The organism is Clostridioides sp. LIBA-7678 (genome assembly GCF_056716065.1).
On the sequence record NZ_CP196987.1, the window covers coordinates 2,925,101 to 2,951,614 of the forward strand.

Below are 26,514 nucleotides of genomic sequence, written 5' to 3' on the forward strand. Positions count from 1 at the left end.
CTGAATCTAAGTTTTTTATGTTTTATCTATTTGTATTATAATTACTATCAATAAAATAGTCAACCTCTTTTTTCCTGTATATACATTTTTTAAGAGTTAAGTGTTTTTTTTAACTCTAAGAATTTATAAATTGCCTTTGCAACTCCACTATCTTGATTGGTATCTGTAACATAATCAGCTTCTTGTTTAATTAATTCTTCTGCATTTCCCATAGCTATTCCAAGACCAGCAAATTTTATCATCTCTATATCATTATAATTATCTCCAAATGCAATTATATCTTCTCTATCTATGTTCATCTTTTCAGCTAAAAATTTAACTGCATTGCCTTTATCAACACCTTCATTCATAACTTCAATATTGTTTGGCCACGAAGAAGTTATCTTTATGCCTTGAACCTTTATCAATTCTTTTCTTATATCATCTAAAATAGACGGATTTTTTTCTTCTATGATTACAAATTTTAGTATATCATTTTTTAAGATTTCTTCTCTTAAATCGTCTTTTACAATTACTTTTGTCTCATTACCTAAAAATATACTTAACTTGTCCTCACGTCCCTCTATTTTTCTTGAAAGCATGGAATCTATACTATTACACTGATAGTAAATATCGTATTTGTCCAATACATCTAATATATTTAAACACGTTTTTGTGTCAATTTTATTTGAATATATTATATTTCCATTTTGCTCTCTTATCAATGAACCATTACAAGCTATTATTGGCATATCTTCTTTAAGAAAATCTACATTGCATTTAGCTGAATCGAAGGCTCTTCCTGTTGCTAAAGTTACATTAATACCACTCTCTATAACTTCTTGTAGTGCAGTTTTATTTTCATCTGTAACTTTATGATTATTTCCTAATAAAGTTCCATCCATATCTGTTACAATTAATTTATATCCCATAATCCAACTCCATAACTTTTTATTGTATACCTCTATTTCCTTAATATAATCTAAAGAATTACCCTTATTAAATTATATCATAACTTTCTACTTAAACTATTTCAATTTACAAAATTAATAACATTCATTTAACCCCTTTTAAGAGAAAAATAAATCGTTTCTTGTAGTATTTTTCTGAATATTTTCAATTTATAGTCTTATAATGCTAGAAATTTTACAATATATGATATATAATCATATTAAATAAAGTGAGCTATTATAATATTTATATTCATTTTTTACTATTATATATTTTCAAAATATTTTAAATCTAGCGACTTTTATAACATTTATTATTGACTAAATAAGGAGTGATGAACTATGAAATTAAAAATTAACAAAGCTATTGAAATGCAGTTGAAAAAAAGTTATGCAATAGAATCTGGACATTCAGAAGATGTATTTGAGATAGACTGTGGTGAAGGTATAAATACAGTTTCTTACTCAAATAAAGCTGTAGAAGCTTTTAATGCTTTAGAATTTGATATGATAAGAGGATACCCTCATTCAATTGCCTTAAAAGACAATATAGTTGATTATTGGAAAGACTTTATAACATTAGATATTGATAGAATCTGTTTGGCAGATGGTTCTATACATGTTATTTACCTTTTAAATAGACTATTTATTGAAAAAGGAGATAAGGTTTTAGGATATTCTCCTCAGTTCTCTGAATATGAAACAGATATAAAAATGCATGGTGCTACTTATGATTATGTTCTTTTAAAGAAAGAGGATAATTTCAAATTTAATGAAAAAGAATTTATTGAAAAAATAAATCCAGAATATAAAGTAATTTACATAGACAATCCAAATAATCCTACAGGACAAATTATACCTTTATCATCAATTGAAAATATAGTAAAAGAAGCATCTAAATATAATATCGCAGTTATGGTAGATGAAGCTTATGGTGAATACATGCCAAAAGAAAATTCAGCTGTAAAACTTCTAAATAATTATGATAATGTAATTGTCTTAAAAACATTTTCAAAAGGTTTTGGTTTAGCAGGATTAAGAGCAGGATATGCAGTTCTTCCAAAAGAACTTGTTGACCCTATTAAAAAGATTTCTACTCCTTACGAAGTATCTGAAATATCTCGTAGTATTGCAGCCAATTTACTAGATGATGTTCAATTTATAGAAGAATTAAAGGAAAAAACACAAGCTATAAAAAATCAATTATTAATTCCTTGGAAAAACCTTAATATAGCTGAAACTAATGATACTGTATCAATAATGACAGTTGAACATAAAAACAAAGACATAGATTTACAACAAGAATTTGCAAAGTTAAAAATAAGAGTTATATCTGGTAGTGACTTCACTGGACTTGATAAAAATTTTATAAGATTTAGAATGCCAGAAGAAAAGGAACTTCCTGAAGTTATAAAAGCATTCCAAATAATCGATAATATAGAGTAAATTATATAAGGGGCATATTGTTAAAATCAATATGCCCCTTTAATTTTTAAATTATTTTACTGTATTTCTGTTAATTAACTTATTAAGCTCCATTAGTATTGATGAAATCAATGCTAGACCTAGACAAATTCCTAATTGATATAGTCCAAACACTTCTGGTATAGAGAATATGCCTCTTAATACTGGTATTAGCGTTAAAGAGTAAAGCCCAAAACAAATTACAACTGCTCCTATAACATACTTATTACTAAAAAAACCTAATTTTATTACGGTTTGATTATTAGAACGTGCAGGTAATGTCTGCATTATTCTAGCTAATATCAATGTTGAGAATGCCATAGCTACTCCAAGTTCTGGAGATACTTGTAATCCTATATACTGTGCAATAATTGTAACTACACCTATTATACAACCTCTTATAGCTACTGCCTTCAATGTCCCTCCTGCTAGTATACTTTCATCTGGATGTCTAGGAGGTTTATCCATTATATTTTTTTCTGACCTTTCAAACCCCAACGCAATTGCTGGTAAAGAGTCATTTACTAAGTTTATAAATAAAAGTTGTAAAGCTGTAAATGGATTCGACCAACCTGCAAATACTGCAAACAATATAGCTACTATAGCTCCTAAGTTTCCTGCAAATAAATAAGTAATTGCTTTTATTATATTGCTGTATACTGTTCTACCAACCTCAACAGCATTTACTATACTTGCAAAGTTATCATCAACTAGTACCATGGCAGAGGCATCTTTTGCTACATCAGTACCACTTCCCATACCTATACCTATATCTGCTTGTTTCAATGCTGGTGCATCATTTACACCATCACCAGTCATAGCAGTTATATTGTTTTTATGTTGCCACGCTTTTACTATACGAATTTTATTTTCTGGTGATACTCTGGCATACACACTTATATTTTCCAATTTTTCATATAATTCTTCTTCACTCAAAGCATCAAGTTCTTTTCCAGTAAGAGCTAAATCCCCATCTTCCATTATACCAATTTCTTTTGCAATTGCTGCTGCTGTTGTTTTATGGTCACCAGTTATCATAACAGTTTTTATCCCAGCACTCTTTGCTTCTTTTACAGCATCCATCACTTCTTCTCTTGGTGGGTCTATCATTGCCATTATTCCAACCAATGTCATATCATGTTCATCATCAATTGAAGGTGTAAAGCCTTCTTCTGGAACATCTTTTATTGCGAAAGCTAATACTCTAAGTGCTCTATTTGAAAATTCTTCATTTTTATGCTTATATTCTTCTATTATCTCATCTGTTATATCTACTTTTGAACCATTTTTTAAAGCATATTTACATCTACTAAATACAATATCTGGTGCACCCTTTGTAAACATTATATAATCTCCATATATGCTATTTACAGTAGACATAAGCTTTCTATCTGAGTCAAATGGAATTTCATTGATTCTAACATACTTACTTCTTAATTTATCATAATCTAAATCATTTTTACTTGAATAATTTATCAATGCTACTTCTGTTGGGTCACCAACTTCTTTACCATCACTAGTTATATGAGAATCATTACAAAGTGTGGAAACCATAGTCAATAATTTAGCATGATAAGAATAGTTTACCTTTTCTTTATTTAACTCATCATTATTAGTTCCATACATGTAATAATCAACAACTGTCATTTTATTTTGCGTAAGAGTACCTGTTTTATCAGTACATATAACACTTGTTGAACCTAAAGTTTCTACTGCTGGTAATTTTCTTATTATAGCTTGTTTTTTTGCCATGCTGTTTGTTCCAACAGCTAATACGATAGTTACTATCGATGATAAAGCTTCTGGTATAGCTGCTACTGCCACGGCTACAGAGAACATGAATGAATCGAGAATTATCTGTGTCATTTCACCATTTCCAGCCATAAAGTAATTTCTTGCCACTTGAATTATAAATATTAAAAGAGCAAGTATTACAATACCTACACCAAGTTTTTTACTAAAGTCTTCTATTTTTTGTTGTAATGGTGTAAGTTTATTTTCAGCACTTTCCAAAAGGCCAGCTATTTTACCCATTTCAGTATTCATACCTGTTCCAGTTACTACAAAAGAACCTCTACCATAAACAACTACAGCACCACTAAATACCATATTTTTCTGGTCGCCTAAGCTTACATCTTCACTTATTTGCTCTGTATGCTTTAAAACTGGCTCTGATTCTCCAGTTAACATACCTTCTACCACCTTTAGAGATTGTGCTTCCATAAGTCTTCCATCTGCTGGTATGTAATCGCCAGCTTCTAAGAATACAATATCTCCAACTACTAAATCTTTTGCTGGAATTGTCATTTTTTTATTGTCTCTTATTACTTTTGCATTTGGTGCAGATAAATTTTTTAAACTTTCTAATGAACTTTCTGCTTTTTTCGTTTGTACGACACCTAAAACTGAGTTTATGATAATAACTGCAAAAATTATTATAGACTCTACAGTTTCACCTAAAAATATTTGTACTAAAGCAGCTATTAATAGAATTATTACTAGTGGGTCTTTAAAACTTTCTAAGAAAAGCTTATACGTAGGAACTTTATCTGCTTCTTTTAATTCATTAGCTCCATTTTTTTCTAACAGCTCTTCTGCTTTTTCTTTGCTCAAACCAGATAAGCTTGAGTCTAAATTTTTAATTACTTCTTGATAAGTACTTTTGTAAGACATTTGTTGCCCTCCTCTTTAATAAATTTATTTTATGTTTGGGGGCTCTTATGTATACTTGAAATTTAAATTTTTTTAAATAAAAATTCCTTGAATAAAAAAAGACCCCAAAACAAACATACTTAATGCTTATTTTGAAGGTCTTGCTATCAAGGAATTCCTTGCTAATTAACCGAGTATTTCTACTGTCTTGACGATTAATTACCACTTTCGTGTAAGCTACTCCCCTTCGAGTAGTTATCTTAAATTGTATTTACATTATATCACCTTATGTAATTAATAGTCTAGCTTATTTTTTATTTTAACCTAAATTTAACAAACTATAACTTAATTTAAATGTAAGTATTCTTCTAAAGTCAAATCATTCATTGCAAAGTTTTTGCTATGTTCAGTTCCAACATATCTATAATGCCAAGATTCATACATATATCCAGTTATATTCTCTTTGCCTTTTGGATATCTAAGTATAAAACCATACTTATATGCATTTTCATACAACCACTTAGCTTCTTTTGTATTATTAAACTTCTGATTTGCCCAACTAGATTGGTCATTTCCTCCAATATCAAAAGCAAGTCCAGTTTGATGTTCACTTTCTCCAGGCTTAGCTGAAAATCTATTTGCCTCTTTTTCACCATGTTCTTTCGCATACGACTTAAATAGTTTATCTTGATATTCATAACTTCTATATGTACTAAAAGCTTTTAAATTTAAACCTGACTTTTGAGCGTCTTTATTCATTTTATAAAAAGCATCTTTTGCTTCACTACTTTCTTGTGGAGAATATTCTTTAGGTAAGCTATACTCCTTATTTGCTACTATAATATTATTTATTGATAATACATTTACGCCCTTCCTGTATTTACTTAATTCAGATGTTATGATTTTCTTTCCTGCACTAGAACTATCAATAAACATTCCTATAAAAACTATAAATAGAGCAAAAACTATGGCTATATAAGTTTTCTTTTTCATATACTACACCTCCATAATTAGTATTTGATACAGAAAAATTTCAAGACATTTTCTTTCTTAGTATAATCATACCACTAATTTATTGCAATATATTTAAAGTATTCTTACGAAATTCTTAATTTCTTCTCTATATGACTAAAAACAACAACAAATTTTTCAAAATTCTCAGGTTAATGGTACATATATTGATTTTTTTTCCAAATAGTGTATAATATATCTATAGAAACTCACAAGTACTCTTTAGTACTTTATGTTTTTATATGAAAGGAGATAGTAAAGTGACAGATAAACAAAGGCTCATTATAACTATTGCACAAAGAATTTTTGACCAAAAAGGTTTTCAAAATACTTCGATATTAGATATTGTAAAAGAATGTAAAATGTCTAAAGCTACTTTTTATAAAAATTTTGAAACTAAAGAAATCTTTATCTGCGAAATAATCAATTATTATGATGAAAAATTCTTGGAAATTATACATTCCATTAATGAAAATAAGGATATTCCATCATCTGAGAAGTTAAGAAGAAAGATAATTGCTGTATGGGAAAATATTTTTTCTAGAACTACTATAAACACCTATATAAGAGAAAACTTTTCTGAGGCGCAACGTAATACTACGAGTAAATTACAAAAAAAAACTCGAGCTAACTTATTGAATGAATACAAACTCAGTTTATTCGATAACTATGGGGATAAAATAGAAAACAATATATTCGATTTAGTTTTCTTATTGGATGCACTAATTCATCAGTTTACGTATATTATTCACATACAAAAAAGAGAAGTGAATGTATACTTTATTGCTGAATTCACTATACAAATTTTAGATTTAGTTGTAGAAAATATTAATAATCTAAATCCTTTAATTGAAAAATCAATGTTTTTATATGAACAAGAAGATGAAGCCTACTTTTCCATTCATAATAAATCGCTATTTTTTAAAACGATACAAGATATAGAGGAACTAATAAAAACGGATACTTCACTCCTTGAAAACCCCAAGCTACTAGAGGCAACAAAAAAATTATATATTGAGGAAAAAAATCAACAATATGATTCTTTAATCATGGATGCAATGATTACATACTTAGAAAAAGAAGACATTTTGAGACCAAAAGTACTTTTGTTGAACAGTATTAAAAATCAATTAAAAAAGGAGACGTTATAAATCATGGAAACCCAAAGTAATAACAAAAAAGGAAATTTAATAATAGCAATCGTAATGACTGGTGCTTTTATAAGCTCTCTTAGCCAGACATTATTATCAACTGCATTACCTAATATAATGTCAGATTTTAAAATTACTGCTGATGTTGGTCAGTGGTTAACAACAATTTATCTACTTATTGCAGGTATTATTGTACCTACAACAGCTTACTTGATAAATAGGTTTAGTACTAGAAAATTATTCATTACATCAATGACTATATTTTCCCTAGGATGTGTCATTGCACTTTTTTCTAATAGCTTTTCAACTATGCTAGTTGCTCGTGTATTACAAGCAGTTGGTTCTGGTTCTTTAATGCCACTACTACAGGTCATTATACTCTATTTATGTCCTGTTGAAAAACGTGGTACAGCTATGAGTTTAGTTGGTATCACAGTAGGATTTGCTCCAGCTATAGGACCAACTTTATCTGGATGGTTGGTAGATTCATTTGGTTGGCATAGTTTATTTTTACTTCTTTCACCTATAGCTATATTAGATGTTATACTTTCATTTATTCTATTGAAAAATGTTGGAGAAGCTCAAAAACTAAAATTGGATATACCTTCAATAATACTATCTTCTCTAGGATTTGGTGGTTTATTGATTGGATTTACTAATCAAGGTAATTATGGCTGGACTAATATTGCCACATATTTACCAATAATTATAGGAATTATATCATTAATATTATTTACATTACGCCAATTAAAATCTAAAGAACCATTTTTAGAGTTAAGAGTTTTCAAAAACAAACCATTCCTAATTTCTACAGTATTGATTATGATTGTGTATGCTTCAATGATGTCTGCTACATTAATGATTCCTCTATATATACAATCTGTAAGAGGTTTTTCTGCACTAGTTTCAGGTTCTTTAATGATGCCAGGTGCTATACTGATGGTTGCATTAAATCCAATTGCAGGTCGCCATTTAGATAAATATGGACCTCAAGCTTTATCAATATTAGGAACTGGCTGTTTATTTTTAGGAACTTTGTCTTTTGCTTTTTTAGGTAAAGATACCTCTTTAATTCATGTATCATTAATGTATTGTATACGTATGATTGGTATTTCACTAGTTCTAATGCCATTAACTACTTGGGGACTTAAAACTCTGGATAGGGAACTTATATCTCATGCTACAGCAATAAATAGTACACTTAGACAAATATCTGGTGCTATAGGCTCTGCTGTACTTATTACTATAATGACATCTGCTACAAAAAAAGCTCATATGAGTTCAGCTATTCTGTCTAACATACATGGAATGGATGTTGCATTTTCAACAGCTGCTACTCTTGCATTTATTGGTTTAGTTATTTCTATATGTTTTATAAAAGAACGTCAAATTATTAGAGGCTAACAAAAAGAAGTTAATAAAAAAGGAGTTGTCACATGAACAGTTTAAGTTTGCTATGTGATAACTCCTTTTTATTTATTTTAATCATCATATTTTTAATTATGCTATATTTTCCTATATAGGCTCTATACATTGAACACTCAGTTATTTTTGCCAAAATAATTGTTTCTAATCTTACATACATTTTTTGTCATTATTTTTCTAATAAGATGCACATAGATGAAGTTTTTTAATTTTGATAGATGTTGTGAATGAGTAGAGAAAAATACATCTGGTGAAGAAAAAACACCATAATCATATGCTATAGCTTCTTTTTGAATAAAAGTATCTTTACCATCCCAATCAATAGATGTGTTTTTCAAATCATTTGTGGCTATTGCATACTTTTTGAATGTTCCATTCTGGTTAATAAATTTCTTCTGAATTGCTTCTAAATATTTTTTATCAGTTATTACTCCCTCTAGAGCAATCCATTTATCTTGATAAAATACCTCTACCCAAGTATGAAGAATATATTTTGGTGCTAATAATGAAATCAATTTAGATGTAGCACCTCGTTGAAAGTCTTTTGTTACATTAAAAGCATGAAGCCTACAAGGGATATTCACTGAACGCAATAATGCCATTAAAAGAGTAGCTTTTGTATTACATTGTCCCATACCTTCATTTAGTACCTGTGTTGCCTTCAACATATCAGAAGCATTATAGCCAAATAAAATATCATTTTGGACAAACTCATAAATAGATTTTATTTTATGAAAATCATCTAAATCTAACCACTTCTTAAGTGATACCAAAAACTTAAGTTGTGGGTCACTATAGTTTAGCATTTTGGTTTCTTCTAAATATTCTTTATTCATAATAAATCCCCTTTCTTAATACAACTTCATTATATAACGAGAATATTTAATATACTTTCAAAAACTCGCTATCTTTTAAAGATAAAGAAACGGGCATTCCCATCATACGCTTAACTGTTCCTGCAAAGTGTGATGGAGTGTCGAATCCAGCAATCATAGAAGCTTCAGTAACATTTTTCCCAGAAAGCAATTCTCCAAAAGCACACTCCATTTGATGAAGTAAAATATAGCTTTTTAAAGGTATCCCAATTTGCTCTTTAAACAAATGTGATAATCTACTTGCTGATAGTGCCACTTTATCTGCAAAGTTTGAAATCGTATGATTATCACAATTACAAGTATGTAATAATTGAAGCAATTCTGTAATTCTATCATCATAGTATTTGATAGTTGCAGGGAAATTCAAATAGTTGTTAAGCATTTTCATAAACTTTAAATACTGTTCTTTACTGGATTGATATGTCAAAAAAGTTCCTTGTTGACGTAATTCATCTAATCCATCTTTTTCACATATCCAATATCCAAAATCATTCATTTTTGAGGTAAGCTGTTCTGCAAATATAGATGTAGGTTCAATAAGAGCAGAATAATAAACTTTTTTTCTTGTTGAAAATGAGTGAGAGATATTTTTATCTACTACGATACAATTACATTTAACTAATTTTTCATTGACTGTTATTTCAATGCTATCTTCTATTCCTATAAATAGTTGTAACATCCAATGGCTATGTTTATCCGCCTCTAAATGATTTGTAATCATACTAATTCTATCTTCTTGCCAAAAAATTTTATTTATAATGTTCATTGTATCACTTCCTTCTTCTAAAAATATCACTCTTTATTTTAATAGATTGTCCTATATTTGTGAATACATTTTGATAAAAGACCTGCAAAAAAAGCATGAATCCTTAGGATAAAAATACCCAAGAATTCATGCCTAATCTAATAGCTACATGTTCCAAATTATATATTCTTATAATACAGCTATTACTTCTATTTCAACTTTAACGTCTTTTGGTAATCTAGCAACTTCTACACAAGCTCTTGCTGGTTTATTTTCTCCAAAATATTCAGCATAAACTTCGTTTATAGCTCCAAATTCATTCATATCTTTTATAAATACTGTAGTTTTAACTACATTTGAAAAATCAGCTCCACTTTCAGCTAATATAGCTTTAAGATTTTTTAAAGATTGAGCAGTTTGAGCTTGTACATCTCCTTCAACTACTTCCATAGTCTCTGGTACAAGAGGAACTTGTCCAGATACAAATAATAAGTTTCCAGCTTTTATAGCTTGAGAATATGGTCCTAAAGCTGCTGGTGCATCATTAGTATGTATTACTTCATGTTTCATTTTAAAATCCTCCTAATTCGTTAATCTGATACATATAAAATGTATCTTCATACACTATTATACTATTTTTCTTGTATATTATATACACTTTTTACTATAATTCTATAATTTTAAAACCTTTGTCTTCTATAGCTTTCTTTATTTTAGCTATATGGTCATAATCTATTGTCTCTAGTATAAATTCCGCACTTTGTTTTCCTAGAGCTTCTCCTGCTGATAATTTACCTTGATTAGCACTTAAAATGTTTCCACCATTCTCACTTATTATTCTAGTTAATTCAGCAAAGTTTCCTGGCTTGTCTTCCATAATTGTACTAAATGAATATCTTCTTCCTTCTTTAGCTAAAGCAACACCTATTATTCTATATAATGTATTTATGTCTATGTTACCACCAGATATTATACAAACTACATTTTCATCTTTTGCTGGTACATACTTACCACTTAATATAGCAGCTGTACATACAGCTCCAGCACCTTCTGAAACTATTTTTTGACTTTCCATCATAAATAATATTGATTCTGCAATTTCTGTTTCTTCAACCACAACTATTTCATCAACTAATTCGTTTATTATTTCAAAAGTTAAATCTCCTGGAGTTTTAACAGCTATACCATCAGCTATTGTAGTATCATTAAATGCTGTTGTTACTTTTCCATTTTTAACTGATTCTTTCATTGAAGGTATATTTGCAGTTTGAACCCCAACTATTTTCACATTAGGATTTAATGCTTTTGCAGCTACAGCTACACCAGAGATGATTCCACCTCCACCAACTGGGCATAATATAGTATCAACTTTATTGTCTAATTGTTCGAAAATCTCAAGAGATATAGTTCCTTGTCCTGCTATAACATATTTATCATTGAATGGATGTAAGAAAGTTGCTCCTGTTTCTTTTTGTATTTCAACAGCTTTTGCATACGCGTCATCATAAACTGCACCATTTAAAACTACTTCTGCTCCATAACCTTTAGTTGCACTAACTTTTGCTAAAGGTGCAGTTGCTGGCATTACTATTGTAGATTTTATACCAGTCATTTTTGCCCCTAATGCAACACCTTGAGCATGATTTCCTGCACTTGAAGCTATAACTCCATTTGCTTTTTCTTCATCTGTTAAACTTGCTATTTTGTTACAAGCTCCTCTTAATTTAAAAGAACCTGTTTTTTGAAGATTCTCACATTTATAGAACACATTTGCTCCTGTTTTTTCGCTAAGTTTAACACTTTCAAGTAAGTCAGTTCTTTTTACTATGTTTTTGATGGTCTCTCTAGCTTCTTTCACATCTGTTAAGGTAACGTTTATCATTTTATTCCACTCCCGTAAATCCAATTTTTGTTTATTACTTTCTATATAATTCTATATCTTTTTTTTTTAAAAATCAACATGTAAACGATTTTTATAATTTTTTAATTAATCACAAAAAAACTAAAAATACAACAATTGAATACAATAAACACATATCTTCAATTCGTTTAAATTACATTAAATGATAATTTAAAAATATATTTTACAATTTTATCAAAATAACAATGTATTCTTTATTTTTTTTATTAAAATTTGTATTTTATATTATTTTATTTACTTACAAACTATTTTTTTGGCTTTTTTTAATCTTATTAAAGTTAACAAAATAATAATAAACATATATTACTAAACAACTTCAATTTAAAAGAAAGTTTTACTTTATTTTTATTCAAAATTAGAAAACTATACATTAATAATAAAATATAATAAAAAAACTAAAATACCAATAAAATTGAAGATTTCTTTTATATAACAATCATTTTTTATTAAAAGGTGTTTTTTATTTTAATATATATTTAATAAGGTTAAATAGAATAATCATTTTAATTTTATACTTTACTTTTTCTATAAACCTATTATAATTAAAGTATAATCATTTTGCTAACTTGTTTATTTTATTATAAAAATGTGAAACTTATTACATAAGGAGGAATTTAACATGAAAAATAATACTTATAAAGAAATCAAAAACATATATGGAAAAATAAGCCCTTTTGAATTTAAGGACAAATTAATAGATATTGCAAAATACACTGCAAAAGAAAATAACAGAGAGTTACTTGATGCAGGTCGTGGTAATCCAAATTGGATTTGTTCAACTGCTAGAGAAGCCTTTTTTACTTTTGGTCATTTTGCTATTACTGAAACTCGTTCTAATTGGGATTTAGGTCATTTGGCTGGAATGCCTCAAAAGAAAGGTATAAAAGAAAGATTTTTTAAATTTATAAATGAAAATATAGATATGCCTGGAGCATACTTAGCTAGAGATATTATAAACTTTGGTATAAATGAACTTGGATTTGATGGAGATGAATTTGTTCATGAACTAGCTGATGGAATTATTGGTGATAACTATCCACTTCCAGATAGAATGTTACCTCATATGGAAAAAATAGTGCATGATTACTTGGTTCAAGAAATGAAATATGATATATCAGGTAAATATGGTGATGTAGAGATTTTTGCTGTTGAAGGTGCTACAGCTGCCATGTGTTATATTTTTGATTCATTAATGGCTAATGAACTACTAAAAAAAGGTGATACTATAGCTTTGATGACTCCAATATTTACACCTTATCTTGAAATACCTAATCTTCCTCGTTATGATTTTAAAGTTGTAAATATAAATGCTAATGCAGTTGATGAAAAAGGTGCTCATACATGGCAATACACTAAAAAAGAATTAGAAAAACTTCGTGACAAGTCTATTAAAGCTTTATTTGTTGTTAATCCTAATAATCCTGCATCTATAGCTATGGATGACACATCTTGTAATAACCTAATAGATGTGATTGAGAATTATAACAAAGATTTAATGATAATATCAGATGATGTGTATGGAACTTTTGTAGAAGACTTTTCATCATTGATGTCAAAACTTCCTTACAACACTGTTGGGGTTTATTCTTATTCAAAATATTTTGGAGTTACAGGATGGAGACTTGGTACATTTGCACTTCATAAAAAAAATGTTTTTGATAAGAAAATAAATGATTTAACTGGAGAATTAAAAAAATCAGTAGATAAGCGTTACAGTGATATGAGTCTTAATCCTTCTAGCCTTTCATTTATGGAAAGAGTTGTTGCTGATAGTAGACTTGTTGCTCTTAATCATACTGCTGGTCTTTCTACTCCTCAGCAAGTACAAATGGCATTTTTCTCTGCATTTGCCTTAATTGACAAAGTTGATGCCTACAAAAAACTTAATATGAGTATCTGTCATAGACGTCAAAAACTATTGTTTGAAGCTTTAGAGCTTCCAATCAATGAAAGTAAAAATAATGCTGCATATTATACTCAATTTGATATTGAAGAATGGGCTAAATTAAACTATGGAGAAGATTTATTTAAATTTATAAGTAAAATTTCTGCTCCAGTGGATGTTCTTTATAAATTAGCTAATGACTATTCTGTAGTCTTACTTAGTGGAAATGGATTTTATGGTCCTGAATGGTCAATCAGAATATCTCTAGCAAATTTATATGATGAGGCTTACACTAAGATAGGAAAAGCTATCAGAGAAATACTAAATGGTTACATTACTGAATGGCAAAAAACTAAGAAATAGTTATATTACACTGAAATATCTAAATTATATGAATAAAAGAATTTATGTAGACCTTAGCTACTTTTTTTGATATAATCCTATCGGAATTATAAATTTTATTTATGAAAGGCAGAGAATAGTATGAGTATTAAGAAAAAAGTTGCCATAGTTTTTACTGGTGGAACTATATCTATGACAGTGGATGATAAAGTAGGAGCTGCTATACCAACTTTATCGGGGGAACAAATATTATCAATGGTTACCAATATTGATAAAGTCGCAGATGTGGAGGTCTTTAACTTTGATGAAATTCCAGGACCTCATATAACGCCTTATAGAATGATGGAATTAAAAAATTATGTAAATGATTTATTAGCAAGAAAAGATATTACAGGAGTTGTAATAACACATGGTACAGATAGTTTAGAAGAAACAGCTTATTTTCTAGACCTTACAATTGATAACATTAAACCCGTAATAGTCACAGGTGCTATGAGAAGTAGCTCTGAGCTTGGATATGATGGTTCAAGTAATTTATCTGCTTCAGTTTGTACTGCTGTATCTAAAGATGCTATGGGCAAAGGTGTTCTTGTAGTCCTAAATAACGAAGTATTATTAGCTTCTGAGGCTACTAAGACAAATACTCTTTCTTTAAATACATTTAAATCTTTAACTAGTGGTCCATTAGGAATAATTGACTGCAATGAACTTGTTCTTACAAGAGATATTGTAAATAGAACAATTATAGATACTGATAAGGTAGAATCTAAAGTTGCTTTATTTAAAGCATATGTAGGAGAGAATGCAGATTTTATAAGATTTGCTGTTGATAGTGGATATAAAGGTATAGTTATTGAGGCAATGGGTAGAGGTAATATTCCTCCTCATATGCTTTCTGGAGTTGAATATGCTAGAGAAAAAGGACTTCCTGTTGTTATAGTTTCTAGATGCCACTCAGGTAGAGTGTTTGATAGCTATGGTTATTATGGTTCTGGTAGAGATTTAAAAAATCTTGGATGTATATTTGGTGGAGACCTTCCAGGTCAAAAAGCTAGAATAAAACTTATATTAGCACTTGGGAAAACTGATAATCTTGATGAAATCAAAGACTTCTTTGAAAAAGGAATCTACTGTTAATTATAATAAATCTTAAAATAATAAACCCCTATTACAATTTTTAATTAATTTGTAATAGGGGTCTTATTTTATCTTATAGTTTTAATTTATTTCACAACTACATTGACTAACTTCTTAGGTACAGCAACAACTTTAACTATAGTTTTACCTTCAACTAATCCTTTTATTTTTTCATCTTCTAAAGCTACTTTTTCCATTTCTTCTTTAGATATATTTGAGTTAACAGTTAATTTTCCTCTAACTTTTCCATTAACTTGTACAACAACTTCTATTTCATCTTTTACCAAAGCTTTTTCATCATACTTAGGCCAGTCTATATCAAATACACTTCCATCTTTACCTATCATAGTCCATAATTCTTCACCTAAATGAGGTGCAAATGGTGCTATTATAGTTACTATAGTTTGTACACCTTCTTTTATAACTGCTTCATTTATATTATCTAATTCTTTATATTTATACATATCATTTATTAATTCCATAAGAGCTGATATAGCAGTATTAAATCCAAATTTTTCACTTAAATCAGCAGTAACTTTTTTAAGTGTAGAATGTATAGTATATCTCATATCTTTATCTTGAGAATTTAATTCTCCAAACTCTACATCCTTTTTAACTACATCTGCTAACTCATCAACCAATCTATAAACTCTATTTAAGAATCTAAAACATCCATCAACACCTTGCTCTGACCAGTCTAAATCTCTTTCTGGTGGTGCTGCAAATAATACGAAAAGTCTTGCAGTATCTGCTCCATACTCATCAATTATATCCATAGGTGATACTGTATTGCCTTTAGATTTACTCATTTTAGAACCATCCATAAGAACCATTCCTTGAGTAAGTAAGTTTTTAAATGGCTCATCGAAATCTACCATACCCATGCTCTTAAATGCTTTTACAAACCATCTTGCATATAATAAGTGCATTATAGCATGTTCCACTCCACCTATATATTGGTCTACTGGATGCCATCTATTAACTAACTCTTTACTAAATGGCTCACTTTCATTATTACTATCCACATATCTTAAGAAATACCAAGAAGAATCTACAAATGTATCCATAGTATCAACTTCTCTTCTAGCTGGTTTTCCACAGTGAGGACAAGTTGTTGACATAAATTGCTTTGAAGTAGTAAGTGGAGATTCACCTTTTCCAGTAAACTCAACATCTGTTGGTAAAAGAACTGGTAAATCTTCTTTTTTAACTGGAACTATTCCACACTCATCACAATAAACTACAGGTATAGGACAACCCCAGTATCTTTGTCTTGAAACTAACCAGTCTCTTAATCTATAGTTAATAGTTCTCTTTCCTCTACCTTCTTTTTCTAATTTATCTATTATTCCTTCAAATCCTTCTGAAGCATCTAATCCATTAAACTCTTCTGAATTTATTATTTTGTTATCTTCTGTTATTACATCTATTATATCTAAATTATATTTCTCAGCAAAATCTCTATCTCTTTCATCATGTGCAGGAACTGCCATTATAGCTCCAGTTCCATATTCAACTAATACATAATTAGCTATCCATAAAGGAACCTTCTTACCATTTAAAGGGTTTATAACATATCTACCTATAAACATTCCTTCTTTTTCTACATCAGCAGCTGTTCTTTCTATTTCTGTCATTGTATGCATTTTTTGAACGAAAGCTTCAACTTCTGCTTCATATTCAGTACCAGCAACCAATTCTTTAACTAACTCATGTTCTGGAGCAAGTACCATATAAGTAACTCCATAAGTTGTATCTGGTCTAGTTGTAAACACTGTCATAGACTTATCAGTTCCATCTATATCAAAAACTAAGTCTGCTCCTGTACTCTTACCTATCCAGTTTTTTTGCATTATTTTAACCTTTTCTGGCCATCCATCTAATGTATCTAAATCATTAAGTAATTCTTCTGCAAATTCAGTAGTCTTAAAATACCATTGCTCCAAATCTTTCTTTAATACTGTTGCTTTACATCTCTCACATGCTCCTTGAACAACTTGCTCATTTGCAAGAACAGTCTCACAAGAAGGACACCAGTTAACATAAGATTTTTTCTTATATGCAAGCCCATGTTCTAAAAACTTCAAAAATATCTCTTGAGTAAATCTATAGTATTCTGGAGTTGAAGTTGCTACTTCCTTATCCCAATCATAGCTAAGACCTAATAAATTTAATTGTTCTTTCATTTCTTCTATATTTTCCATTGTCCATTTGTGTGGATGTATACCATGTTTTATAGCAGCATTTTCAGCTGGCAAACCAAAAGAATCCCATCCCATTGGATGAAGTACATTATACCCTTCCATTTTTTTGAATCTTGCGACAACATCACCTATAGAATAGTTTCTAACATGACCCATGTGTATCTTTCCAGATGGATAAGGGAACATTTCTAATGTGTAATAATTAGGTTTTTCAGTTTGTGCTGTATCCATTTTATACTGCTTATTGTCTTTCCAGATTTTTTGCCATTTCGATTCTACTTCTTTAAAATTATATACGCTCATATTTTGCCTCCTATTTTAGTTGTGTTCAACTACCTTATTTAATATTATTTACTTATAATTTCCAAATAATGCCTTGAAAATAAAAAATCCCCATCACTAAACTTACGTTTAGGGACGAGGATAAATCTTCGCGGTACCACCCTAATTAGTCTACATTATATAGACTCTCTTAGATAGCTTTTAATCCAGCTATGGAGAATAGATTTCAATCTAGTAAGTTCAAAGTTATATAATATTAGTTCTCACCTTCCACTAACTCTCTGAAAAAATATAATCTTTTACTGCTCTAGTCTATTCAATTTAATATAATTTTTGAAATTTTCTAACTATAATAACATATATTATCATGTTTATGCTAATGTGTCAATATCTATATAAGGCGCATCTTTCCATAATTTTTCTAAATTATAAAATCCTCTGTTTTCCTCATTAAATACATGAACCATTACATCTCCATAATCAAGAAGTACCCAAGTTTGAGTGCTTTGTCCTTCTTTTCCTCTTGGCTCTAGTCCTAGTTTTGCTAATTCATCTTCTACATTATCAGCAATAGCTTTTACCTGTCTCTGAGAAGATGCTGTAGTGATAATAAAGTAATCGCACAAACTAGAAACTTTTCCTATATTTATTATAACTGTATCTTGACCCAGTTTATCTTCTATGGCATCATATGCTATTTTTGTCATTTGTTCCACTGTCATATAAAATTCCTCACTTTCCTAATTAAAATACACTTAGTTATTGTAACATATTAATACGACTTTGTAACATAGTCAATTTTAAATTTATTAATATATTTGCCTTTATGTATGTTTTTTATAATAACTTTTGTTTAATTAGATAGTTTCTTGCCATAACTGTTCTTGGATGTATCTCTTCTTTTTTATTAATAACAAACATTAAGGTATTATTAAAAGAAGTTAAAAGTGCTTCATCAAGCTTTCCTCCATATGCCAACTCTCTTAATGTATCTACAACTGGGAATTTTCTACCTTCTTCAATTAAATCAGCTATGTAAATTATTTTTTCTAAAAGAGACATATCTTCTCTTCCTGTTGTATGATATTTGATTGCATTTATAATATCTTCATCTTCTATTCCAAACTCATACTGACATATGTATGACCCAATTACACTATGAGATAGAGAGCGATTTCCATCCTCTATTGGGTCTAAGTATATTTCATACTTATTTACATAATCTTCTATTTCTTTATCACTTAAATACTTTGCACAATCATGAATCATTCCTGCTAAACAAGCTTTTTCTTTGTCACACCCATAAATCTCACATAATTTTTCAGCACATTTTGCAACATTTTTTGAGTGGCTAAGCCTCCCCACTGGTAACATTTGATTTAGTCTCTGGTTAATATTCTCTAAGTTCATTTAATCATCTCCATATTGATATAGTTTATTTTCATATAAATAATTTTCTACATTTTCGGGTACTAAGTAACGTATTGACTTGCCTTCATTTAGCTGTTCCCTTATATATGTGGATGATATATCCAGTGATGGAACATAAACTGTTATAATGTCAGCATCGTACTTTTTAGTTAGTTTTTCTATAGTCTCTTGTGACCTTAATAAACTAATTCCTGGTCTAGTTGCAGCTATAAAGGTAGCTAACTCAAAGTTTTTCTTTACATCTTTCCACTCTTCAACACTACAAATAGCATCTGCCCCTGTTATAAAATAAATATCTGCATTTTTGTATTTTTTCTTCAAGTATTTTAATGTATCTATTGTATAAGTCCTTTTTTTTCTTTCGATTTCTACTTTTGAAACTAAAAAATCTTCATTGCTTTCAGTTGCTAGAAGTGTCATATTATATCTATCATACTTGTCTGTAGTGATACATAACTTATGTGGTGGATTTCCTGATGGTATAAAGATAATTTTGTCAATGTCATACTTGTCTCTAATAAACTCTGCTGTTGCTAAATGAGCATAATGTATAGGGTCAAAAGTACCTCCCAATATACCTATTTTGATTTTGCCTTTATGGCGATTAAATTTCTCTAGTTTTTCAGTATTTTTCAACTCCGCCTTCTTAACTAGATTTTCGCTTTTCATATTTTGTCTCCTTTTAATGTTATAATACTATTGTACCATTATTTTTTATTTCTTAAAGCTTATAATTTATTTTTTTTGGTATATAATTATATTTATATGATAAAAAATGCTTTAAAAAATAATTATTTAACATGTTTTTACTTTACTTTTTAATAAAAATAACTTTTTACTATTTTGTCTTAATTTTGATAAAATATAACATATAAATGTAAGTTTTTTATTAAATTTTATTAGTTGCTTTTGTTAATATAATTACATACAAAAAGGGAGGATTTATGGGTATAATTACTAAGATAGAACAACAAAAAAGAAATGATGATAGAGTTAATATTTATGTAGATGATAAATTTTTTATTGCTATATTTAAAGAACTTGTTTATACATTCAACTTAAAAAAAGGGAATGAAATAAATGAAGAGGAGTTAAAACCTATTTTGGATGATGAAATGTATATAAAAGCTAAAAATAAAGCACTAAATATTTTATCTCATGCTGACCAGTCCGAAAAAAAAATAAAAGAAAAGTTATCAGCAGAATTTGATGAAAACATAATTGATAGAGTTATAGATTTTCTTAAAAATTATAATCTCGTAAATGATAGTGTATTGGCTCAAAAAATAGTTAATACAAATGTTAATTTAAATAGATGTGGCAAAAACAGAATTAAGCAAAATCTATACAATAAAGGTATCAATAGAAGTACAATTGATGAAGCTGTGTCTGAATTGGATAAGGATACTGAATTTGAAAATGCTATGTATCTAGCAAAGAAAAGGTTTGAGAGGGTAAAGAAGGAAGATAAAAAGAAAATATATCAAAAAATTTCTCAACATCTTTCCTATAAAGGCTTTGATTATGATATTATTAAAAGAGTTTTAAACAAACTTTTAAATTTTGATGAATATGATATATAAGTGTAAATACTAAGGAGGTAAATTATGAAATTAATCATTGGTGGCTTAAGCTTTTTATTAGGATTATATAATATATATCAATTATATAGAGAAGATAGTATGAGATAAATATTATTTTTTAGATGTAATATTTATTATGGAGGAGAAACAAAATGAAAAGTCAAAAAAGATTTAAAATTTTAGATATTGATGTATACCTACAGCCATTTGAATCTGATATAAAAAAGCGAATGAAACATTATGAAGATGTTAAAGCAAAATTATTAACCAATTATAAAGATTTTAGTTCTTTTGCAAATGCTCATCTTTACTATGGCTTTCATCAGACAAATGATGGATGGTTTTACAGGGAATGGGCTCCAAATGCAGACAGTTTATCATTAATTGGTGACTTTAATAATTGGAATAGAAAATCTCATCCTCTAAAAAAAATTGGTTCTGGTAATTGGGAAATATTTATTCCCAACAAAGATAGTTTACCTCATAAGTCAGAGGTAAAAGTACAAGTCATTGCAAATGGAAAAACATTTGACCGTATACCACTATATATAAAAAGAGTAATTCAAAAAGATTTTGGTGGATTTAATGGACAAGTATGGCAGCCAGAGACTCCATTTATTTGGACTGACAATGAGTTTGACTTAAAAAGCATAACTTCTCCACTAATCTATGAATGTCATATAGGTATGGCTACTGAAAATGAATCTATTGGGACTTATAGTGAGTTTACTGAAAATATACTTCCTAAAATAAAAAAATCTGGATATAACACTATTCAGCTTATGGCTATTATGGAACACCCATATTACGCATCTTTTGGGTATCAAGTTTCAAATTTTTATGCAATCTCTTCTAGGTTTGGTACTCCTGAAGACTTAAAAAATCTTATAAATACTGCTCATTCCATGGGAATTGCTGTTTTATTAGATTTAGTTCATTCTCATGCTGTAAAAAATACTCTAGAGGGAATAAATGAGTTTGATGGAAGTGAACATCAATTCTTCCACTCAGGTCCAAAAGGAAATCATCCTGCTTGGGGTACAAAACTCTTTAACTATGGTAAACCTGAAGTAATCCATTTCTTACTTTCAAATATAAAATTTTGGTTAGATGAGTATCATTTTGATGGTTTTAGATTTGATGGTGTAACCTCAATGTTATATCATAACCATGGTCTTGGAGTTTCATTTGATAGTTATAAAAAATATTTTAGTATGAATACAGATATTGAGGCTATAACATATCTCCAATTTGCAAATGAATTGATAAAAGAGATTAAACCTAGCTCAATAAGTATTGCAGAAGATATGAGTGGAATGCCTGGTATGTGTATACCTATAAAAGATGGTGGAATTGGATTTGACTATAGACTTGCAATGGGTGTCCCAGATTTTTGGATAAAAACTATTTCTAACTTATCTGATGAAAATTGGGATTTGGGTAAAATGTGGTATGAACTTACAACTAGACGCCCTGGTGAAAAAAATATAGGTTATTGTGAATCTCATGACCAAGCATTAGTTGGTGACAAAACAATTATTTTTTGGCTAGCTGATAAGGAAATGTACTGGAACATGGAAATAAACTCAAATAATCATATTATAAATAGAGCTATCTCTCTAATTAAGCTAATCAAATTAATAACTTTTTCTCTAGCTGGTGAAGGATATCTAAATTTTATGGGAAATGAATTTGGACATCCTGAATGGATTGATTTTCCACGAGAAGGAAACAATTGGAGTTATAAGTATGCTAGAAGGCAATGGAGCCTTTCAGAAAATGATACTTTAAAATATAAACAATTATTAAACTTTGATAAAGCTATGCTTGAACTTACAAAATACAGTGATGTTTTTATCCAAAATGGCTACGAACTTATACATATGGATAATGATAAAAAACTTTTAGTATACAGTAAAGGCAAATATTTATTTATATTTAATTTCCACCCTAATCTAATACAGTCAGTTGATATTTCAAAATTTCAAAATACAAACTACAAGACAGTACTAAGCACTGATATGATAGAATTTGGAGGAAACACAAAAAAAGAAAACTTACTAGACTATAATGTCTATTTTAGCTCAGCCCCACCATCTTCAAAACTACCTATTGCCTCTCGTACAGCAATAGTTCTTTTAGATAACAATATTTAAATATTAAAATAGATACTAAAAGCCAAATAACAATTTTAATACAAAATGTTATTTGGCTAATTTATTTTTTTGTGGTTTAATTACTTTTTAGATTTAAAACTATAATTTCCAGCTTTTAATTTGTGGTATTATGTTCATTTTAACAGTTTGACTTTTTAAAGCTTTTCTAAATTTCTCAGTTGAAGACTCCTTAAACATCTTACTAGAAGAATTCTTAAGGTCTTCCATAGAATCCCAATGTTGTATCATAATCCATTTTTGGCTTTTTTCATCATGTAAAAGCTCAGTATCAATAAAACCAGGTTGTATAGAATGAAATTTCATTTCTAAATCATTTACAATCTCTATAAACTCCCCTTTTGACAAGTTTTCTTCCACACTAAACTCCACTATCTCTGTAATAATTTTCATATACAAAACCTCCAATTTATTTTTCTTATATCATATCAAAAACTAAATTAGAGGTATTGTAAAAAATCGACAGTGTAATTACAAGTAACTATACCTTATATTTTCTTTAATAGTCTTATTCTCACTAATAAATTTAATTGGTGATGTCCCTGAAAATTCTTTAAATTCTTTTATAAAGTGTGCTTGGTCATAGTACTCATTTTCATAGATAAAATCAAAAAGTTCATTATTTTTATAGGTACGAATAAGCTGATTACTTGCCATTTTAAATCTACATATTCTCTTTAAAATTTTAGGTGTATATCCTGTATATTTTAAGCAGATTCTTTCCAAAGTTTTAATATTTATATTCATATCATCACAAAAAGATTTTATATTACTATACCTATTGTCATATATAAATGAATCCAAAATTTTTACAGATTTATTTTCAATCAAACCTTCTTCTAGTATAGATAATAACACTTCTTCTAAATATAAAACATACTTTTCTACTGATGATGTTTTATTTAAAGAGTCTTCCAACTTTTTTGCAAAGATATCTGATACTTGTTCTAGATTGACAATTTGACCATTAAATTCTGAAATTGGTACCTTTAAAAATGGATAAAGACCAAATGGATAAAAAGAAATTCCCATAACACGTATATTTCCACGTTGAATGATAAATCCATACTTGTCTCTTATTCCATTAAAATGTATATTACTAGTTGTATAGTTTTGGTTTCCAATTTTATATTTTATAATATCGGAAAGATTAAGAATAATATCTATACTATCTGTTGGTAATAACTTATTGTTTAACAATATATTTTCATCTGTCTTAAGATACCAAATAAACTTTACCCATGGCTTTAAACGAGCACTTCTAACTGAATATCTTGTAACTGATAACATATTGAGTTAGCCCCTATCCTAAAATATTTTTATTATTATGTACTTCACCTTAATATTATACAATATAATTTATGCTATCAGAAAATTTTAGTATACTTTATTATCATTTCATGCATTTTTTCAAAATTTTAGAAATAGGAAGTGCTATTATAAGACCTATTAATACTTGCATTAAATTACCTGGTATTGATGTAAGAGGTACTACAAAATTTCCATAAAGTATAACCTCTGTTACATAATATCCAAACAACATCCAAATTGATGAAACAACTATTCCTATTACATTTATTAAAAAATTGTTTCCATTCTTGCCATTTGCCCATACAATCTTTCCAAGTAAATAACCCATGATACCTCTAACTATAAAAGTAAATGGAGCCCATAGAGTCCATCCAGATATTAAATCAAAAAGTGACATACCAATAGCACCTGATAAAGCACCTTTCTTACTTCCAAATACTATCGCTGATATGAATAACATTGCTGTTCCTAAATGAACAAGCCCACCATTTATAGATATTGGCAATCTTATATTTATAAATTTGGTTGCAATAAACACTAAAGCTATTAATAGTGAAGTTTCTACCATGTCTTTCGTCGTAAATTTTTGCTTAGCTATAATTTCCATGCTTCATCCCCCTTGTCTAACTATTAAAAATAATACTTATTAAATAAATCTAATAAACTTCCATTTCCTTTAAATCCTAATGTATTTAAACTTTTATCCAAAATATTTAGTATATGTTCTATTTTGTTTAGATTAGCATTTTCTCCCATATGACCTATTCTTAAAATAGTGTCCATGTATTGATTTAATGATGTTGCAACAAGCGTATTATAATTTTTAAGCATGTATTTGGTAAGTTTTAAAGCTCCTATACTTTCAGGAATTTTTATAGCTGTGACTGTATTAGAATACCCTTCTTCTAAAAATAATTCTAGACCATATTCCTCAATAGATTTTCTGACACTATAAGCTATTTTTTCATGTCTATCTAATACTTTTTCTATTCCCTCTTCTAATATATTATCAAGAGCTTTATCAAGACCTATTATGTCGCTTATTGGCATTGTATAAGGAAAGTATTTTTTTTCATAATAACCTTCCCATATATTTAAATTGCAATAAAAACCTGTTACATTCGTTTTTCTATTCTTTATACAATTTTTTGCATCTTTACTTATCCCAACTATAGTAAGACCTGCTGGTGCAGAGATAGCTTTTTGCGAACCACCTAATATTATGTCTATTTTAGATTCATCTACATTTAATCTCTCTCCAACCATACCTGCTACAGAATCAACTACAGTTAATATTCCATATGCCTTAAGTAATGGGCATATTTTACTTACATCGTTTAATACACCAGTTGGAGTATCACAGTGTACAACTGTTGCATACTTAAAGTTACTATCTTTATCTAAAAATGCCTTTAATTCATCAACATCTATACTTTTAGTATATTTACTTGAAAAAAGCACATACTCTCCACCATACATTGTTACAAAATCTTTAAAACCTTCTCCATATATCCCATTATCAATTACAAGGACTCTGTCTCCCTTTTCTGTAAGTGATGCACAGGCAGCTTCAAGCCCTAATATACCTTCTCCACTCAATATGTAAACATCATTTTTTGTACCAACTATATTACCAAACTTTTCACATGTCTTTTTATAAAATTCAACAAAATCAACATCTATATCTGGGTTTGTTGTCTTCTCTGCTCTTGCTAATCTTACATTTTCCCTAGTTTCTGTTGGTCCTGGTGCATAATTAATTTTATTGTTCATATATATTCAGCTCCTTTTTATTTTCTATACGATTATTATACAAAATTTTCATTTTATATGGTACAATTTTATGTTTTTTTAAAATTGTACCAATACATTTCCCCTATAAACAATCTCCTCTATTAGACATTGCACAATAAAATACAGAGCAAATATCATTTTAGAATATCTACTCTGTATCTATATATTTTAATCTATTTACTTAACTTTTTATATTCT

At 28.7% G+C, this 26,514-nt stretch carries 22 protein-coding genes and 2 other annotated features (1 of these 24 running past the window's edge); of the genes, 7 read left to right on the forward strand and 15 right to left on the reverse strand.

Annotated elements, in window-relative coordinates:
• Positions 1 to 10: a binding site (T-box leader), on the reverse strand; it reaches 201 nt to the left of the window's first position.
• A gap of 79 nt (positions 11 to 89) precedes the next feature.
• Positions 90 to 911 carry a Cof-type HAD-IIB family hydrolase gene (locus ACTG46_RS13880; protein ID WP_054277219.1) on the reverse strand — a complete coding sequence of 274 codons (822 nt, stop codon included), beginning with the start codon at positions 909 to 911 and terminating at the stop codon, positions 90 to 92.
• 360 nt (positions 912 to 1,271) lie between these two features.
• Here ACTG46_RS13880 and ACTG46_RS13885 point away from each other — a divergent pair, with 360 nt between their 5' ends.
• Positions 1,272 to 2,375 carry a pyridoxal phosphate-dependent aminotransferase gene (locus ACTG46_RS13885; protein WP_054277220.1) on the forward strand — a complete coding sequence of 368 codons (1,104 nt, stop codon included), beginning with the start codon at positions 1,272 to 1,274 and terminating at the stop codon, positions 2,373 to 2,375.
• A gap of 51 nt (positions 2,376 to 2,426) precedes the next feature.
• Here the strand turns inward: ACTG46_RS13885 and ACTG46_RS13890 are convergent, their stop codons facing one another.
• Both ACTG46_RS13890 and ACTG46_RS13895 read right to left on the reverse strand, forming a co-directional pair.
• Positions 2,427 to 5,066 carry a cation-translocating P-type ATPase gene (locus tag ACTG46_RS13890; RefSeq protein ID WP_407813789.1) on the reverse strand — a complete coding sequence of 880 codons (2,640 nt, stop codon included), beginning with the start codon at positions 5,064 to 5,066 and terminating at the stop codon, positions 2,427 to 2,429.
• 324 nt (positions 5,067 to 5,390) lie between these two features.
• Entirely contained in the window at positions 5,391 to 6,038 is a 648-nt protein-coding gene (locus ACTG46_RS13895; protein ID WP_479923025.1) for a M15 family metallopeptidase, read from the reverse strand.
• A gap of 278 nt (positions 6,039 to 6,316) precedes the next feature.
• Between ACTG46_RS13895 and ACTG46_RS13900 the strand changes: the two genes are divergently transcribed.
• Entirely contained in the window at positions 6,317 to 7,207 is an 891-nt protein-coding gene (locus ACTG46_RS13900) for a TetR/AcrR family transcriptional regulator (RefSeq protein ID WP_479923026.1), read from the forward strand.
• A gap of 3 nt (positions 7,208 to 7,210) precedes the next feature.
• Positions 7,211 to 8,611, forward strand: a complete 1,401-nt coding sequence (locus tag ACTG46_RS13905; protein WP_054271109.1) for an MDR family MFS transporter — start codon at positions 7,211 to 7,213, stop codon at positions 8,609 to 8,611.
• Between the two features lie 137 nt (positions 8,612 to 8,748).
• Here ACTG46_RS13905 and ACTG46_RS13910 read toward each other — a convergent pair whose 3' ends face one another.
• The 4 genes from ACTG46_RS13910 to ilvA all read right to left on the reverse strand — a co-directional run bounded on the left by ACTG46_RS13910 (position 8,749) and on the right by ilvA (position 12,134).
• Positions 8,749 to 9,468 carry a transglutaminase-like domain-containing protein gene (locus ACTG46_RS13910; protein WP_074178457.1) on the reverse strand — a complete coding sequence of 240 codons (720 nt, stop codon included), beginning with the start codon at positions 9,466 to 9,468 and terminating at the stop codon, positions 8,749 to 8,751.
• A 46-nt stretch (positions 9,469 to 9,514) separates the two neighbouring features.
• Positions 9,515 to 10,273 carry a helix-turn-helix transcriptional regulator gene (locus ACTG46_RS13915; protein WP_479923027.1) on the reverse strand — a complete coding sequence of 253 codons (759 nt, stop codon included), beginning with the start codon at positions 10,271 to 10,273 and terminating at the stop codon, positions 9,515 to 9,517.
• 168 nt (positions 10,274 to 10,441) lie between these two features.
• Entirely contained in the window at positions 10,442 to 10,822 is a 381-nt protein-coding gene (locus ACTG46_RS13920; RefSeq protein WP_003416451.1) for a RidA family protein, read from the reverse strand.
• 94 nt (positions 10,823 to 10,916) lie between these two features.
• Positions 10,917 to 12,134, reverse strand: a complete 1,218-nt coding sequence (gene ilvA, locus ACTG46_RS13925; protein WP_054271112.1) for a threonine ammonia-lyase — start codon at positions 12,132 to 12,134, stop codon at positions 10,917 to 10,919.
• Between the two features lie 658 nt (positions 12,135 to 12,792).
• On the opposite strand from ilvA, the gene aspD reads away from it, so the two are divergent.
• Together aspD and ACTG46_RS13935 are read left to right on the forward strand one after the other, a co-directional pair.
• On the forward strand, positions 12,793 to 14,421 hold the full coding sequence (aspD, locus tag ACTG46_RS13930) for an aspartate 4-decarboxylase (RefSeq protein WP_167639592.1): 1,629 nt from the start codon (positions 12,793 to 12,795) through the stop codon (positions 14,419 to 14,421).
• Positions 14,422 to 14,541: 120 nt separating this feature from the next.
• Positions 14,542 to 15,537: an asparaginase gene (locus ACTG46_RS13935; protein WP_054271114.1), complete on the forward strand. Its 996-nt coding sequence runs from the start codon at positions 14,542 to 14,544 to the stop codon at positions 15,535 to 15,537.
• 86 nt (positions 15,538 to 15,623) lie between these two features.
• Here ACTG46_RS13935 and leuS read toward each other — a convergent pair whose 3' ends face one another.
• From leuS to nadD, 4 genes are all read right to left on the reverse strand, one after another.
• The gene (gene leuS / locus ACTG46_RS13940) at positions 15,624 to 18,044 is read right to left on the reverse strand and encodes a leucine--tRNA ligase (protein ID WP_054277224.1); all 2,421 of its coding nucleotides are present in this window, start codon (positions 18,042 to 18,044) and stop codon (positions 15,624 to 15,626) included.
• Between the two features lie 107 nt (positions 18,045 to 18,151).
• Positions 18,152 to 18,342, reverse strand: a binding site (T-box leader).
• Positions 18,343 to 18,394: 52 nt separating this feature from the next.
• The gene (gene rsfS, locus ACTG46_RS13945) at positions 18,395 to 18,745 is read right to left on the reverse strand and encodes a ribosome silencing factor (RefSeq protein WP_054271116.1); all 351 of its coding nucleotides are present in this window, start codon (positions 18,743 to 18,745) and stop codon (positions 18,395 to 18,397) included.
• Positions 18,746 to 18,860: 115 nt separating this feature from the next.
• Positions 18,861 to 19,433: a bis(5'-nucleosyl)-tetraphosphatase (symmetrical) YqeK gene (gene yqeK / locus ACTG46_RS13950; RefSeq protein WP_054277225.1), complete on the reverse strand. Its 573-nt coding sequence runs from the start codon at positions 19,431 to 19,433 to the stop codon at positions 18,861 to 18,863.
• Positions 19,434 to 20,123 (reverse strand): nicotinate-nucleotide adenylyltransferase, encoded by a 690-nt coding sequence (gene nadD / locus ACTG46_RS13955; protein ID WP_054271118.1) that lies wholly within the window; start codon positions 20,121 to 20,123, stop codon positions 19,434 to 19,436.
• A 275-nt stretch (positions 20,124 to 20,398) separates the two neighbouring features.
• Between nadD and recX the strand changes: the two genes are divergently transcribed.
• The gene (recX, locus tag ACTG46_RS13960; RefSeq protein WP_167639594.1) at positions 20,399 to 21,037 is read left to right on the forward strand and encodes a recombination regulator RecX; all 639 of its coding nucleotides are present in this window, start codon (positions 20,399 to 20,401) and stop codon (positions 21,035 to 21,037) included.
• 152 nt (positions 21,038 to 21,189) lie between these two features.
• Positions 21,190 to 23,193: an alpha-amylase family glycosyl hydrolase gene (locus ACTG46_RS13965; RefSeq protein WP_219673234.1), complete on the forward strand. Its 2,004-nt coding sequence runs from the start codon at positions 21,190 to 21,192 to the stop codon at positions 23,191 to 23,193.
• A gap of 99 nt (positions 23,194 to 23,292) precedes the next feature.
• Here ACTG46_RS13965 and ACTG46_RS13970 read toward each other — a convergent pair whose 3' ends face one another.
• The 4 genes from ACTG46_RS13970 to ACTG46_RS13985 all read right to left on the reverse strand — a co-directional run bounded on the left by ACTG46_RS13970 (position 23,293) and on the right by ACTG46_RS13985 (position 26,295).
• The gene (locus ACTG46_RS13970) at positions 23,293 to 23,604 is read right to left on the reverse strand and encodes an antibiotic biosynthesis monooxygenase family protein (protein ID WP_219673232.1); all 312 of its coding nucleotides are present in this window, start codon (positions 23,602 to 23,604) and stop codon (positions 23,293 to 23,295) included.
• A gap of 78 nt (positions 23,605 to 23,682) precedes the next feature.
• Entirely contained in the window at positions 23,683 to 24,501 is an 819-nt protein-coding gene (locus ACTG46_RS13975; RefSeq protein ID WP_054277228.1) for a helix-turn-helix domain-containing protein, read from the reverse strand.
• A 103-nt stretch (positions 24,502 to 24,604) separates the two neighbouring features.
• On the reverse strand, positions 24,605 to 25,129 hold the full coding sequence (locus tag ACTG46_RS13980; RefSeq protein ID WP_054271123.1) for an ECF transporter S component: 525 nt from the start codon (positions 25,127 to 25,129) through the stop codon (positions 24,605 to 24,607).
• A gap of 23 nt (positions 25,130 to 25,152) precedes the next feature.
• The gene (locus ACTG46_RS13985) at positions 25,153 to 26,295 is read right to left on the reverse strand and encodes a pyridoxal-phosphate-dependent aminotransferase family protein (protein WP_407964067.1); all 1,143 of its coding nucleotides are present in this window, start codon (positions 26,293 to 26,295) and stop codon (positions 25,153 to 25,155) included.
• Between the last annotated feature and the right edge of the window lie 219 nt (positions 26,296 to 26,514).

Excerpts from the sequence above, each read along its gene's own strand:
- ACTG46_RS13965 (WP_219673234.1), top strand. The coding sequence starts at position 21,190 with ATGAAAAGTCAAAAAAGATTTAAAATTTTAGATATTGATGTATACCTA.
- ACTG46_RS13985 (WP_407964067.1), bottom strand. The coding sequence starts at position 26,295 with ATGAACAATAAAATTAATTATGCACCAGGACCAACAGAAACTAGGGAA.
- ACTG46_RS13905 (WP_054271109.1), top strand. The coding sequence starts at position 7,211 with ATGGAAACCCAAAGTAATAACAAAAAAGGAAATTTAATAATAGCAATC.
- ACTG46_RS13980 (WP_054271123.1), bottom strand. The coding sequence starts at position 25,129 with ATGGAAATTATAGCTAAGCAAAAATTTACGACGAAAGACATGGTAGAA.
- yqeK (WP_054277225.1), bottom strand. The coding sequence starts at position 19,433 with ATGAACTTAGAGAATATTAACCAGAGACTAAATCAAATGTTACCAGTG.
- ilvA (WP_054271112.1), bottom strand. The coding sequence starts at position 12,134 with ATGATAAACGTTACCTTAACAGATGTGAAAGAAGCTAGAGAGACCATC.
- ACTG46_RS13910 (WP_074178457.1), bottom strand. The coding sequence starts at position 9,468 with ATGAATAAAGAATATTTAGAAGAAACCAAAATGCTAAACTATAGTGAC.
- nadD (WP_054271118.1), bottom strand. The coding sequence starts at position 20,123 with ATGAAAAGCGAAAATCTAGTTAAGAAGGCGGAGTTGAAAAATACTGAA.
- ACTG46_RS13915 (WP_479923027.1), bottom strand. The coding sequence starts at position 10,273 with ATGAACATTATAAATAAAATTTTTTGGCAAGAAGATAGAATTAGTATG.
- ACTG46_RS13975 (WP_054277228.1), bottom strand. The coding sequence starts at position 24,501 with ATGTTATCAGTTACAAGATATTCAGTTAGAAGTGCTCGTTTAAAGCCA.
- ACTG46_RS13895 (WP_479923025.1), bottom strand. The coding sequence starts at position 6,038 with ATGAAAAAGAAAACTTATATAGCCATAGTTTTTGCTCTATTTATAGTT.
- ACTG46_RS13885 (WP_054277220.1), top strand. The coding sequence starts at position 1,272 with ATGAAATTAAAAATTAACAAAGCTATTGAAATGCAGTTGAAAAAAAGT.
- ACTG46_RS13890 (WP_407813789.1), bottom strand. The coding sequence starts at position 5,066 with ATGTCTTACAAAAGTACTTATCAAGAAGTAATTAAAAATTTAGACTCA.
- rsfS (WP_054271116.1), bottom strand. The coding sequence starts at position 18,745 with ATGACAGTGGAACAAATGACAAAAATAGCATATGATGCCATAGAAGAT.
- aspD (WP_167639592.1), top strand. The coding sequence starts at position 12,793 with ATGAAAAATAATACTTATAAAGAAATCAAAAACATATATGGAAAAATA.
- ACTG46_RS13970 (WP_219673232.1), bottom strand. The coding sequence starts at position 23,604 with ATGAAAATTATTACAGAGATAGTGGAGTTTAGTGTGGAAGAAAACTTG.
- ACTG46_RS13920 (WP_003416451.1), bottom strand. The coding sequence starts at position 10,822 with ATGAAACATGAAGTAATACATACTAATGATGCACCAGCAGCTTTAGGA.
- recX (WP_167639594.1), top strand. The coding sequence starts at position 20,399 with ATGGGTATAATTACTAAGATAGAACAACAAAAAAGAAATGATGATAGA.
- ACTG46_RS13880 (WP_054277219.1), bottom strand. The coding sequence starts at position 911 with ATGGGATATAAATTAATTGTAACAGATATGGATGGAACTTTATTAGGA.
- ACTG46_RS13935 (WP_054271114.1), top strand. The coding sequence starts at position 14,542 with ATGAGTATTAAGAAAAAAGTTGCCATAGTTTTTACTGGTGGAACTATA.
- leuS (WP_054277224.1), bottom strand. The coding sequence starts at position 18,044 with ATGAGCGTATATAATTTTAAAGAAGTAGAATCGAAATGGCAAAAAATC.